This window comes from Sneathiella sp. (assembly GCF_036960985.1).
Classification (GTDB): domain Bacteria; phylum Pseudomonadota; class Alphaproteobacteria; order Sneathiellales; family Sneathiellaceae; genus Sneathiella.
Genome location: NZ_JBALWD010000002.1, coordinates 73,257 through 86,841, shown reverse-complemented (window position 1 = coordinate 86,841; position 13,585 = coordinate 73,257). Strand labels below are relative to the sequence as shown.

Here is a 13,585-nt window from a genome sequence, read left to right as displayed (position 1 = left end):
AAAATTCTCCTGTCTCGATTGTAGTCAGACTGTAAAAAAATAGTCAATTGGTCGGCGTGTCAGCTTTCGAAGAAAAAATTCAATTATTAGTATAATTAATTAGTATTTTTACTATCCAATTTCCATCTAGAATTAGATGACTCGAACAAGAAATCCGGCCTTATGAACTGGGTGCGAAAATTAGTTCTAATTGGCTTCATTCTGAAGTCTGCGACAGGTTGTACCGCTGTTGATGCCCTTGCGATCGCTTTCTTGGTGGAGGATTTTGCCAAAGGTGTCATGCTCCTTTCAAAGGTTATAAAAGGGGATTTTGCCCTGGCAGAGAATGTAAACTCGAGAGCCTTTCGCAATAATCTGAAATTTCAGTTGGAAACAGGTGGCAACGTTGATGTAACTCAGCAACCAATGTATTCTACCGCCGATCTTGCTGCGCGGGCCGCCGTCCTTAATAACCTGACGCAATATGCCCAATCGCTTGCCATCGCAGCGTCGGGTGACCATGCTGCCTCCTCTCTTGCGCCTAGAGTAAATTATGCGGAGCCCGTTAATCTGGAGAGGCTGGATGTGTTACACTCGGTAGATCTATCGGGTATTGCAGAATTGCAGCATGGACTCGAGTTTTTCAAAAGTTTTTTTGAACTACCAGAACGAGAGGCCCGACTTGCGGCAATTGTTGCGTCTGGTGGTAGCGGTGTCGAAAAGGCAGCCAAATTGTTATATTTGGATCTTGGTGCAAAATCTGATCAGGTTAAAGCCTGTAGCTACGCGGCGCCGAAAGCCAACTCCCTGCGGAAAATACACAATCTGATTCTGTGTCGCGGTGGGTTACGGGGGCGTTTGAAATCAGTAATCGAAAAGGAATTGGTCGTATGGAAGAAACGGTTGTCGTTTACTAGACGACCAAAGGCAGCTTTCCCGGATAAACATCTCATGGGAAAATTAATCTCAACCCAAAAAAGCGGGCGACAAGTTGATCAGATGATCTTGCAAACGCAGGTCGCGATTAAAAAAATGGTATCCTCCCACGACCAAATCGTTCAAATGCTCAAGCATTCTGATCGTGATAACACCGCTTCTGATTTTTTCGCGCTACAAGCCTTTTTGGAAGAGGTCACTGTTCTTACAGAGCGAGCCAAGTGGATCACGCCGTTGATTGACGAGGAGACAAATCAATCAACGGCGACGATTGCCGCCTCTAATTCAGCCATTACCAAGCATCCGGATTGACGTATAAAAGACGGCCGCTTTTTCCTAAAAAATGTAGAAATATTAGCCACTAATTTTCCTGGAGATTATTTGTCCATTAGGGCATCGATTGCTCTTCGTGTCACACTATATCCCGCCTCTTTTGGGATGAGCAGAAACTTGCCTTCATCCGTGACTTCCATTTCTGGCAATACTGTAAAAGTGTGGGTTGCGTTGGCATCGGCTACTACCGTATCGACGGACGAAAATTTGCCGAGAACTTCAATATTCATTCTCGTCGGGAAAATAACGGTGTATTCACCTGCATCGGCTTTTGCCATAATTTCGTTGGGGCCTGCCCAAACAGAATCAACAGATTCCTCGCCATCATGCCTTGCCAGTTGATGGGGTGGAGCTGCGGCAACAAAAAAATGCGTATCGAAGCGCTTGGGCATAAAGGTTGGTGTCACCCAATGGGCAAAATGCCCAAGAAGGTCCGTCGCCAACTCCAAATTCTCTTCTTGTACCATTTGTAAAATTGTAATTTCGCCATTTTGCAGTGGCATCCGATATTGTGCGGCGAGCTGTTCCAACCGATCATGGGTCACTAATTTTCCAGTGTCTCGATTCCTGGCAAGAAGGATGTTTGCTTCTTCAAAACTTTCACGAATACAGGCGATTTTGAAGAACCGGAGAGGATCTTCTTGGCGTTCAGACTCTGGTAGATGATCAATAAGTGCGTCGTTAGTATCAGCTTCATCAACTTTGCCGCCTGGAAAGACCAGGGCGCCCGAAGCGAAATCGATTTGGTGATGCCGAACGACCATGAAGACTTCAAGTGTATCTTGATCTTTTTCACAATCACGTACCAACAAGACGGTCGCAGCTGGTTTTAACGGGGCAATCTCTTTAGTCATGGAAGTAGCGCCATTGTTGTTATTATTGGCCCTATACTGCCTGAGAGCGGCAGCAGTATCAACTTCTCAATCTTAAAGTTTTACGTTCAACGCTGCAATAATAGGTCCGTAGCCTGTCCGCTGAATGATAAGTGCGCAACCATTGCGCCCGGAGTGCCTCATTTCAGCCAGATCAAGTGAAATCGTTTCCGCATTTCCGTCCCAGTCACCAAGTGACCGAATTTGACGAACAATATTATGATACGTAATTTTGCGGCCCGAATTTTCACCGCGGCCGATATCGACATCCGCTGACTGGTCAATATCTACAAGCCAAATCGTTGCGTTTCCTTCACCGGCAGGTAGATTGACTTGTAACGTATCCTCCGTGAAAGACCACGTGAGTGGAAGTTGTTGAGCATGACCAGCCTGATCCTTTATAAGGGCTCTTACCCCATGATTATCTGAGCCTACCTTATGCTCTGTACCGCCAACAATCATTTGGGGCGTATAAACATACCGGGAACTAAATTGCTTTTTATAATTTGCCTGCCGGTAATCATTGTCTTTATTGCCGAATGTATCTTTCCAGCCAATATAATCCCAATAGGTGACTGCAAATGTCAGGCCAAGAATTTCTTCGTCTTCAACCAATTCACCCAGAAATTTATCGGCGGGGGGGCAGGAACTGCAACCTTGAGAAGAGTATAGCTCGACCACGGAGGCAGGCTGGTGCGCGCTTTGCGCATTCACGAGAGATGCTACGGTCAAGGCCAGCATACCGAAGGCTGCGCCAACAACTGTTGGGATGAGGTTTATTTTTTTCATGCTCTGATATTTAGTATATTCTGCGTTCACAAACAAATCACCTATGGTTGACAACTTGGTGAACGAAAAACGGCGGCTCAAACGAGCCGCCGTTTTGTTTAGGCCTGTGCGCCTCTAACTTAAGCGGCAGAAAGATTCCGAAGAACATACTGCAAAATACCGTCATTTCGGTAGTACTCGACCTCATCCAATGTATCAATACGACACAATAAATCGATCGTTTCACTGGATCCGTCGCCCCGCGTAATTTTACAGGCAACATTCATACGGGGTGTAATGCCAGCACCAATTCCAGTCAGATCAATGACTTCGCTGCCGTCCAGGCCAAGTGTTTTCCGTGTAACGCCTTCCGGAAACTGCAAGGGCAATATACCCATCCCAACTAGGTTTGACCGATGAATACGTTCGAAACTTTCGGCGACAACGGCTTGAATTCCCAACAGTAACGTTCCCTTTGCCGCCCAATCGCGGCTAGATCCCGTTCCGTATTCCTTACCGGCAAAAACAACAAGTGGTGTTTGTTCCGAATGGTATTTTTGAGCCGCATCATAAATCCACATTTGCTGGCCATCGGGCATATGACGGGTCACGCCGCCCTCGGTACCTGGTGCAAGTTCATTGCGAAGACGAATATTCGCAAAAGTACCCCGTGTCATCACCTGATCGTTCCCGCGGCGAGAACCAAAGGAGTTGAAGTCCTTTGCACTTACTTGATGGCTATTGAGATATTCACCGGCGGGGCCATCAGCTTTAATGGCGCCTGCGGGAGATATATGGTCAGTCGTAACCGAATCACCAAGAAGGGCCAGAATACGGGCGCCGGTTATGTCGTTGAAGCCACCGGCTTCTTTTTCCATGCCTTGAAAATACGGAGGATGCTGCACATAAGTCGACGTGCTGTCCCACGTGTAGGTTTGTCCTTCTGCTGTTTCAATGGACTTCCATGCATCATCACCAGAAAACACGTCCGCATATTGAGTAACGAACATATCGCGGGTTACAGCGTCACGAACGGTTGCATGCACTTCTGCATTGCTTGGCCAAATATCGCTTAAGTATACCGGATTGCCATCTTGATCGTTCCCCAACGAATCTTTTGAAACATCTATGTTCATGGAACCAGCAATGGCGTAGGCAACGACAAGCGGTGGTGAAGCAAGGTAATTTGCCTTCGCCTGGGGACTTACGCGCCCTTCAAAATTTCGGTTACCTGATAGAACTGAACAAGCTACTAGATCACCTTCAGCAATGGCATCGGCGATCGCAGGCGCTACAGGACCGGAGTTTCCGATGCAGGTGGTGCAACCATAACCAACAAGGTTGAAGCCAAGTGCATCTAGATCGTCTTGAAGGCCAGCTTTCGCAAGATAGTCTGTGACCACTTTAGAGCCCGGCGCGAGAGATGTTTTTACCCATGGCTTAACCGCAAGACCTTTCGCCAAGGCGTTTCTTGCGACTAAACCTGCTGCAAGCATTACATTAGGGTTAGAGGTGTTGGTACAGGATGTGATTGCAGCAATGATTACATCGCCATGACCGATCGTATAGTCCGTTCCTTGAACCTCTATCTGCACGTCTAATGAAGCACTACCGGCAAGCGAAGGAAGAACTTCTTTAAAAGCAGGTGCTGCTTCGGATAGTAGTACTCTATCCTGCGGGCGTTTTGGTCCTGCAAGGCTTGGCTCAACGGTTGAAATGTCTAACTCGAGAGAGGCTGTAAAGACGGGGTCAGCCGTTGACTCATCACGCCACATTCCTTGCGCCTTTGCATAGGCCTCAACCAGCTTAACTCTTTCCGGGTCTCTTGCTGTGAAATTGAGATAGTTGATGGTTTCTGCATCGATTGGGAAGAAGCCACATGTTGCGCCATATTCAGGCGCCATATTCGAAATCGTAGCCCGATCCGCCAGCGCGAGCTCGGCGATCCCTGGTCCATAGAACTCAACAAATTTTCCGACCACGCCTTGTGCCCGGAGCATCTGTGTAACGGTCAAAACCAAATCCGTTGCCGTTGTTCCTTCTTTTAGCTTGCCCGTCAGCTTGAAACCAACAACTTCAGGAATAAGCATTGAAATAGGTTGGCCTAGCATGACGGCCTCGGCTTCAATGCCGCCGACACCCCAGCCAAGAACAGCCAAACCGTTGACCATTGTTGTGTGACTATCGGTTCCCACCAAAGTATCGGGATAGGCCACTTCCGTACCGTTTTGATCATTTGTGGTCCAAACAGTCTGCGCCAAATATTCGAGATTAACCTGATGACAGATCCCTGTTCCAGGAGGAACAACACGAAAGTTATTGAAGGCTTTTTGGCCCCAGCGGAGGAAAGCATACCGTTCACCGTTGCGTTGCATTTCCAGCTCAACATTCTCACCGAAAGATGCGGCGGTACCTGATTTGTCCACCATGACAGAATGGTCAATTACCAAATCGCATTGGGCCAGCGGGTTAATCTTTTCAGGGTCTCCGTCTAGCGCAACCATAGCGTCGCGCATGGCGGCGAGGTCAACAACTGCGGGAACGCCTGTGAAATCCTGCATAAGGACGCGGGCAGGGCGATATGCGATCTCCCGATCTGCTTTTTGATTTTCAAGCCAGCCAGCGATTGCGGCGACGTCTTCCGAGGTAACTGTGCGGCCGTCTTCATGGCGCAGCAGGTTTTCTAGTAGAACTTTGAGGGAAAAGGGAAGGCGAGAAACGTCTCCAAGGCCCGCATCTTCCGCGGCTGGAATACTGTAGTAATCGTAACTCTTGCCGTCTATATCAAGTGTTCGGCGGGTATTTAGGCTGTCGTGACCAGTTGTTGTCAACGCTTCGCTCCTTAATGCAAAGGGAAACGGGAAGGCACTTTGAAATTGGTGCCCGTTAATTGATGGCCCGTATGTGCCCTAATTTTAAAATTTTCTCAAGCCATAAGGTGAAATCTAGAAAGTTAGGACGACGATTGGCTACATCAAACGTCAATTTATTCTCCAATAACAATTGAAATTGTTATTGCGAGCGGTCGGGCAGCTTTTTGATTAAGTAATAAAAGTGAAGAAGCGGCGTATGTTGTTGAGGCCTGACAGAGGATTTTAACTATTGAGATTAAAAAATATCAAAATGTACTAAATATATGTAAAAATGACAGTATTATTTTTTCACGTATTATTAAATTTGAATTATTTTGGATAAAATTATTCTAAAAGATAGTAATATCGTATTTCATTTAATCTAACTTAGATAAATTTCTATTTTATACTTAAATAACAAACGACTGTTTTATTTTATTATTACTATTTTTCATTAAAAATCGCATGATATCTCTTCTGTAAATTGCTAATTTTAGTTTTCCTCTTGACCTTGGTTGGAGATATCGACTATTGACGATAACAAGGCTTGCGAAAAGCTAAAAATAGGTAGTGGCTAACAAACTACTTGATCTGGGAGGATCGTGTCGGCAGCGATACAATCAAATGCTGTTGAAGACATGTCTAAATTTTCTGTGGCGAGATATTTTCGCATGGGAATTCTGTTTGCTCCCGGTTCTTTATAAATATGCAAGTTACGTAGATATTTTGATATTTGGGATTCGGGCGCCAATGACAACAGATGATTTAGAATTGAAACGGTACGATACTTTTCCAAAATTGTTGCTCCGTAACGCACTTCAGCGACCACAAGCCCCTGCTTTTCGTGAAAAAGAATACGGTATTTGGCAAACCTATAGCTGGCAGGATGTCCAGGAGAACGTTAAGGTTCTGGCTCTTGGTCTAGCAAATCTGGGCCTGCAGCGTGGCGACAAGATTGCAATTGTAGGGTCGAATAGACCAAAGCTCTATTGGGCCTTTGCCGCCGCTCAGGCAATTGGGGCGGTTCCTGTGCCAATTTATCAAGATGGTGTTGCTGAAGAAGTCCAGTATGTTTTGGCGCATGCAGAAGTGAAAGCAGTTTTTGCGGAAGACCAGGAGCAGGTCGACAAAATAATGTCGGTCATGGCGGAATGTCCAGATATCAAAAGCATCATATATAAAGAGCCTCGGGGTTTACGACTATATGATCAAGACTACCTGCATTTCTATGATGACGTCCAAGATGCGGGGCGCGCTTACGAAAAATCACATCCTGACTTTTTTGAAGCGGAGATTGCAAAGGGCAAAATTGAAGATCTATCTGTTATCTTATACACCTCCGGAACCACGGGACGCCCGAAAGGCGTGATGCTGAGCTTTTTCAATTTATGGGAGTCCGCCCGGTTATCAGTGGAATTTGAAGGGTTGACAGAAAAAGACGAAGTCCTGTCCTACTTGCCAATGGCGTGGGTAGGTGATCATTTCTTTGCTTATGCTCAAGCATTGCATGCTGGATATACAGTGAATTGCCCGGAGAGCGCTGAAACCGTCCTGTCTGATTTGAGGGAATTGGGCCCAACATATTATTTCGCACCGCCGGCGATATTCGAAAACTTGCTGACGCAAACGATGATCAGAATCGAAGATGCCGGTGCGCTCAAGCGAAAGATGTTTCATTATTTCATTGGTGTCGCCAAACGATGCGGCGTTGAGATCCTTGAGAAAAAACCTGTCTCGTTGAAAGATCGCTTTCTATATTCTCTTGGCAACATCTTGGTTTTCGGTCCGTTGAAAAACAGGTTGGGATTCAGCAGAATTAGAGTTTCCTATACTGCGGGGGCGCCTATTGGCTCAGAAGTTTTCAAGTTTTATCGCTCGTTGGGTATGAACTTAAAACAACTTTATGGGCAAACAGAATCCTGCGCGTATGTCTGCATCCAAAATAATAATGATGTTCGCTCAGATACGGTCGGCCCTCCAGCTCCGGGGTGTGAGGTGATGATCGACGATACCTCTGGTGAAGTTCTTTACAAAAGTCCTGGCGCATTTATTGGATATTTCAAGAATGAAGAGGCAACGCGCGAAACCAAGCTGGAAAGCGGTTGGGTGCATACAGGCGATGCCGGGATTATGACGGACGATGGTCAGCTAAAAATTATTGATCGTGCCAAAGATGTCGGCAAACTAAACGATGGCACATTGTTTGCGCCTCAGTATATCGAGAACAAATTGAAATTTTTCCCGTCCATCAAAGAAGTTGTGTGTCATGGGGGTGAACGCGAGAGTGTAACTGCTTTTGTCAATATTGATCTCGATGCCGTTGGAAACTGGGCCGAGCGACAGGGTATTTCTTATACAAGTTATACGGATCTCGGCAATCGAGATGAAGTCTATAACTTGGTCAAGGAATGCGTCGAAGAGGTCAATCGTGATTTGGCAATCGACAGTGAACTGGCGAATGCGCAGGTAACGCGGTTTCTTATATTGCACAAAGAACTAGATGCAGACGACGGCGAATTGACCCGGACACGAAAAGTACGCCGGCGAATTGTTGCGGATCGCTATGCGACCTTGATTGATGCACTGTATTCAGACAAAGACATGATTTCTATCGAATCTCAGATGACATTTGAAGATGGCCGAACCGGTCAATTGAAAGCAGATTTGAAAATCAAAGAATGTGAAACTTATCCGGCCTTAAAGGCCGCCTCTTAACGGTAAGGACTGGTATTTTTATGTTGGAAGATACTCGAAAAATTGGAGATATCTTACTGGATGTCAAAGGAATAAGCCTGTCCTTTGGAGCGGTAAAGGCAATTGCTGACGTAAGCTTTGATATTCTTGAAGGTGAAGTGCGTGCGATAATTGGCCCGAATGGGGCAGGAAAAACCTCGATGCTGAATTGCATCAACGGATTTTACCATCCTCAGCAGGGAACTATCACCTACAAAGGTACAACTCGTAGTCAGATGAAGCCATATGAAGCTGCGGCGCAAGGCATCGGCCGCACTTTTCAGAACGTGGCGTTATTCAAAGGTATGTCGACCCTCGATAACATTATGACAGGTCGGAATCTGAAAATGAAATCGGGAATCTTATCTGCGATGATTTGGCGCGGTCGTGCGGAACGTGAAGAACTTGAGCATCGACGATATGTCGAAGATGTCATTAATTTTTTGGAAATTGAAGCGATCCGTAAAACGCCTGTTGGCCGATTGCCTTATGGTTTGCAAAAGCGGGTTGAACTTGGGCGGGCACTAGCGGCCGAACCGGATCTGTTGCTTTTGGACGAACCGATGGCCGGCATGAATTTGGAAGAAAAAGAAGATATGTGCCGATTTATTCTGGATGTGAACCAGGAATTTGGCACGACAATTTGTTTGATCGAACATGATATGGGCGTCGTAATGGATATTTCCGACCGTGTGCTCGTCCTTGATTATGGCGGAAAAATTGCGGATGGCACGCCTGACGCCGTTCGTGCCGACCAAAATGTAATTGACGCCTATTTGGGCGGCGGCCACTAAGCCGGTAGCTGGAGCATACAATGCAAGATTTTCTAGGTGAATTTTACTTTTTTCTCGAGGTGCTGATCAGCGGCCTCCTTACGGGAACGCTGTACTCGCTCATAGCGCTCGGCTTTGTCCTGATTTTTAAGGCTTCTGGTGTCTTTAACTTCGCGCAAGGCGCCATGATGCTTTTCGCCGCGTTAAGCTTCGTTGGCATTCAGGAAAAACTTGGTGTGCCCTGGCCTGTGGCGTTTGTCCTTGCCGTTCTTATAATGGTCATTCTGGCATATCTGGTCGATAAACTGGTACTTGGAAAGCTCGTCAATCAAGAACCGATCATTCTTTTTATGGCGACAATCGGGATTACATTCTTTATCGACGGATTTGGTCAAACGGTCTGGGGTAGCGATATTAAAGTGTTGGATATTGGTATTCCAACCGGACCGTTGTTCATTTTTGATATTTTGATCGACAAATTGGAACTGTTCGCCGGTGCTGTTGCGGCCATAATGGTTGCCGGCCTGGCGATCTTTTTTAGCAAGACAAAGGTTGGCCGAGCGCTACGCGCGGTTGCCGATGATCATCAGGCAGCCCTTTCCGTTGGGATTTCCCTTCATCATATCTGGATTATTGTTTGGTCAGTTGCCGGATTGGTAGGTTTGATCGCCGGTATTATGTGGGGGACGAAGCTTGGAGTGCAATTCAGCCTTAGCTTGGTTGCACTTAAAGCCCTCCCTGTTCTAATACTTGGTGGCTTTACGTCGATCCCGGGCGCAATTGTCGGCGGTTTGATCATTGGCGCCGGTGAAAAGTTAGCAGAAATTTACATTGGTCCTTTTATCGGCGGTGCTATCGAAAACTGGTTCGCGTATATGTTAGCCATGGTCTTTTTACTCTTCCGACCACAAGGATTGTTCGGTGAAAAAATTATCGAAAGGGTATAATTGAAATGTTTTATCGTGAAACCGGACAGTTTAGCTCTAATTATAAACAGGATCAGGCGATCTTTCCGCTCCGTCAAGATCGTATCGGGTTATACGTGATCCTTCTCGTCGCCTTTTTTGGTGTTCCGTTGGTTGCCAGCGACTATTTGATCTCCGCAATTTTTATACCATTTTTAATTCTTGCCCTTGCGGCTTTGGGTTTGAACGTGCTGACAGGATATGCGGGCCAGCTGTCTCTTGGGACTGGCGGGTTCATGGCCGTTGGTGCCTTTGCGGCATATAAGTTTGCGACTGGCGTACCGGATATGCCTATTATCGTCGTCATGCTGATGGGGGGGCTCATGGCCGCCGGTGTTGGAATTATGTTCGGTATCCCGAGCTTGCGGATTAAGGGCTTCTATTTGGCCGTGGCCACGTTGGCGGCTCAGTTCTTTATTGAATGGCTCTTTATTAAAGTAGGTTGGTTTACTAACTATAGTGCGTCCGGCGTTATCACGGCACCACCCCTTGCCATTGGTTTACCATTTACCAGTCTTGAATATGTATTTGATACATCTGCAAAGAAATACATATTCACTTTATGTTTTGTGGTTGTTTTGGCGTTGGCAACAAAAAACCTGGTTCGCAGCCATATTGGTCGTGGTTGGATGGCAATCCGCGATATGGACATAGCGGCTGAGATTATTGGCTTCAAACCGCTGCAGACGAAATTGTCTGCATTTGCTGTAAGCTCGTTTTTATGCGGGGTTGCCGGCGCTCTTTGGGCATTCGTTCATTTGGGCACAGTAGAACCAGAGGCCTTTGGAATTAATCGGTCATTTTCAATCTTGTTTATGATCATTATCGGCGGCCTTGGCAGTATTATGGGCGCATTTATTGGGGCGGCGTTTATTACCCTGTTGCCGATTTTATTAAATAATGTTCCACCATTGATCGGCTTGAACATCGGGGTTGCTTTGATCGAGCATATTCAGTTTATGGTTTTTGGTATCTTAATCGTGTTTTTTCTTATTGTTGAGCCACACGGGCTTGCAAGACTGTGGAGTATTGGCAAGGAGAAGCTGAGAACCTGGCCATTTCCATATTGAACCGTCGTCTGGCAGAGGTAAGAGCTTGCTTTTTATCTAACGCCTTGCGACGATATATTATCTCGGCGGCAGGAAACCGCTCTTTTCGAGATTTACCTGGGAGGAAAATGATGAAGTTTAAAAATATGTTTTTGAGTGTGATTGGCGCCGCCGTTTTGGCAGCCCCATTTACAGCTCCGGCACCCGCCGCAGCAGAAGAAAGCTTGTATCTACCGAGTTTGGTGTATCGAACGGGGCCTTTTGCGCCAGGGGGTGTCCCTTTCGCAGATGGTTTTGCGGATTATTGGGCGATGGTCAACGAGCGTGATGGTGGTGTTGGCGGTGCGAAGGTCATCACAGATGAATGTGAGTTCGGCTATAACACGGACCGTGGCGTTGAATGCTACGAACGGACCAAAAACAACAATAAGGGTGCGTTGGTTTATCATCCATTGAGTACGGGTGTGACTTATGCCCTTGCGGATCGCGTTGTCTCCGACAAGATCAATATCGTATCCATGGGATATGGACGTTCAGATGCCGGTGATGGCGGAGCTTTTCCATATATTTTCCCGATGTCGACAAACTACTGGGGACAGGCGACCGCTATTTTGAAATATATGGGCACAATGTCCGGCGGCTCTATCGAAGATCTTAAGGGTAAAAAAATTGCTCTTGTTTATCTTGATATTGCCTACGGTAAAGAGCCAATTCCGTTGTTTGAAACAGCAGCCAAGAAATTTGGTTTTGAGATTCAATTGTACCCAGTATCTTTCCCGGGCATTGAGCAAAAAGCAACATGGTTGCAAATCCGTCGGAATAAACCAGATTTCATCACTATGTGGGGTTGGGGTGTAATGAACCAGACGGCTATTAAAGAATCCTCTAACATTAACTTCCCAAGCGATCATTTCATCGGTAACTGGTGGTCAGGTGCAGAAGTTGACACAGTGCCAGCGGGAGCGGCTGCCAAGGGTTATAAAAGTGCGGCTTTCTCTGGTTCTGGAAAAGACTTTCCTGTGATCCAGGATATCGAAAAATATGTCTACGCCAAAGGTAATGGTGCCGGTGCAGATAAAGTAGGGACCGTGCTGTATAACCGCGCCGTTGCTTCTCAAGTTTTGGTTCATGAAGGTATTTTGTTGGCACAAAAGAAGTTTGGTGTCGCCTCCATTAATGCGGAACAGCTCCGGTGGGGTTTGGAAAATATTGATATGACACCAGAGCGTGCGAAAGCACTTGGTGCGCAAGGTATCGTTCCAAATATTACAGTCTCTTGCGAAAACCATGTAGGTGTTGGCGGTGGTGTTAAAATTCAACAGTGGGATGGGTCCAATTGGTCAATGATTACAGATTGGATTCAACCGATTGATGAAATGGTACAACCTGCGATTAAAGCCTCTGCTGATAAGTATCTGCAGGAAAAAGGTCTTACACGCGTTACATGCAAATAAGACCATACTAGGAAAGAGTGAGCTGAGCTTATGAGTACTTCTAAAGAACCGCTTTTGACGGTCAATAATATCGAGGTCATTTATGACCATGTTATCTTGGTTTTAAAAGGCGTGTCTTTGGAGGTGCCCGAGGGCGCTATCGTCTCTGTTCTCGGCGCTAACGGCGCAGGTAAGACAACCACTCTCAAAGCTATTTCGAACCTCCTCCGCTCTGAGCGCGGGGAGGTTACGAAAGGCAATATTGAATATAAGGGAACTGATATTACCGAGAAGTCGCCATCTGAGTTGGTGACTGAAGGCGTCATTCAAGTCATGGAAGGGCGGCATTGTTTCGAGCATTTGACCGTAGAGGAAAACCTTCTGACGGGTGCTTACACTCGAAAGGGTGGTCGCGCCGTTATCAATAAGGAACTTGAAAAAGTTTATCACTATTTTCCCCGTTTGAAGGAACGCCGGACGTCGCTCGCTGGATATATTTCCGGCGGTGAACAGCAGATGGTTGCTGTCGGCCGTGCTCTTATGGCGGAACCAAATCTAATTCTCCTCGATGAGCCGTCAATGGGGCTAGCGCCACAGCTGGTCGAAGAAATTTTTGAGATCGTCAAGCGGTTGAACGAAGAAACCGGTGTTAGCTTTCTGGTTGCCGAGCAAAATGCCACCATTGCTTTGAGATATGCCCATTATGGTTACATTCTTGAAAATGGCCGTGTGGTCATGGACGGGAAGGCATCTGACCTGGCTAACAATGAAGATGTGAAGGAATTTTATCTCGGCCTTGGTGGTGATGGCCGGAAAAGTTTTCGGGATGTAAAACATTACCGCCGCCGCAAACGCTGGCTGGCGTAACCTCCTTTTCTTAATCTTACCATTC

The 13,585-nt window shown here is 46.5% G+C and carries 10 protein-coding genes; 7 read left to right on the top strand and 3 right to left on the bottom strand.

The genetic code is table 11. The features are described 5' to 3' along the window. Window positions 1-162: 162 nt before the first annotated feature. Window positions 163-1,227 carry a hypothetical protein gene (locus V7723_RS01470; protein WP_335682640.1) on the top strand — a complete coding sequence of 355 codons (1,065 nt, stop codon included), beginning with the start codon at window positions 163-165 and terminating at the stop codon, window positions 1,225-1,227. A gap of 65 nt (window positions 1,228-1,292) precedes the next feature. Here V7723_RS01470 and V7723_RS01465 read toward each other — a convergent pair whose 3' ends face one another. From V7723_RS01465 to acnA, 3 genes are all read right to left on the bottom strand, one after another. After that, complete coding sequence (locus V7723_RS01465; RefSeq protein ID WP_335682639.1) at window positions 1,293-2,102, bottom strand: NUDIX hydrolase; 810 nt, start codon at window positions 2,100-2,102, stop codon at window positions 1,293-1,295. 72 nt (window positions 2,103-2,174) lie between these two features. Then, window positions 2,175-2,939 (bottom strand): DUF1223 domain-containing protein, encoded by a 765-nt coding sequence (locus V7723_RS01460; RefSeq protein ID WP_335682638.1) that lies wholly within the window; start codon window positions 2,937-2,939, stop codon window positions 2,175-2,177. A gap of 89 nt (window positions 2,940-3,028) precedes the next feature. Continuing rightward, on the bottom strand, window positions 3,029-5,719 hold the full coding sequence (gene acnA, locus V7723_RS01455) for an aconitate hydratase AcnA (protein WP_335682637.1): 2,691 nt from the start codon (window positions 5,717-5,719) through the stop codon (window positions 3,029-3,031). A 771-nt stretch (window positions 5,720-6,490) separates the two neighbouring features. Here acnA and V7723_RS01450 point away from each other — a divergent pair. The 6 genes from V7723_RS01450 to V7723_RS01425 all read left to right on the top strand — a co-directional run bounded on the left by V7723_RS01450 (window position 6,491) and on the right by V7723_RS01425 (window position 13,560). Further along, on the top strand, window positions 6,491-8,455 hold the full coding sequence (locus tag V7723_RS01450) for an AMP-binding protein (RefSeq protein WP_335682636.1): 1,965 nt from the start codon (window positions 6,491-6,493) through the stop codon (window positions 8,453-8,455). Between the two features lie 20 nt (window positions 8,456-8,475). Then, window positions 8,476-9,267, top strand: coding sequence for an ABC transporter ATP-binding protein (locus V7723_RS01445; RefSeq protein WP_335682635.1), 792 nt, complete (start codon window positions 8,476-8,478; stop codon window positions 9,265-9,267). Between the two features lie 20 nt (window positions 9,268-9,287). Then, complete coding sequence (locus tag V7723_RS01440; protein WP_335682634.1) at window positions 9,288-10,193, top strand: branched-chain amino acid ABC transporter permease; 906 nt, start codon at window positions 9,288-9,290, stop codon at window positions 10,191-10,193. A 5-nt stretch (window positions 10,194-10,198) separates the two neighbouring features. Continuing rightward, window positions 10,199-11,281, top strand: a complete 1,083-nt coding sequence (locus tag V7723_RS01435) for a branched-chain amino acid ABC transporter permease (protein WP_335682633.1) — start codon at window positions 10,199-10,201, stop codon at window positions 11,279-11,281. Window positions 11,282-11,388: 107 nt separating this feature from the next. Further along, window positions 11,389-12,714 (top strand): ABC transporter substrate-binding protein, encoded by a 1,326-nt coding sequence (locus tag V7723_RS01430; RefSeq protein WP_335682632.1) that lies wholly within the window; start codon window positions 11,389-11,391, stop codon window positions 12,712-12,714. A 30-nt stretch (window positions 12,715-12,744) separates the two neighbouring features. Then, the gene (locus V7723_RS01425) at window positions 12,745-13,560 is read left to right on the top strand and encodes an ABC transporter ATP-binding protein (protein WP_335682631.1); all 816 of its coding nucleotides are present in this window, start codon (window positions 12,745-12,747) and stop codon (window positions 13,558-13,560) included. Window positions 13,561-13,585: the final 25 nt, after the last annotated feature.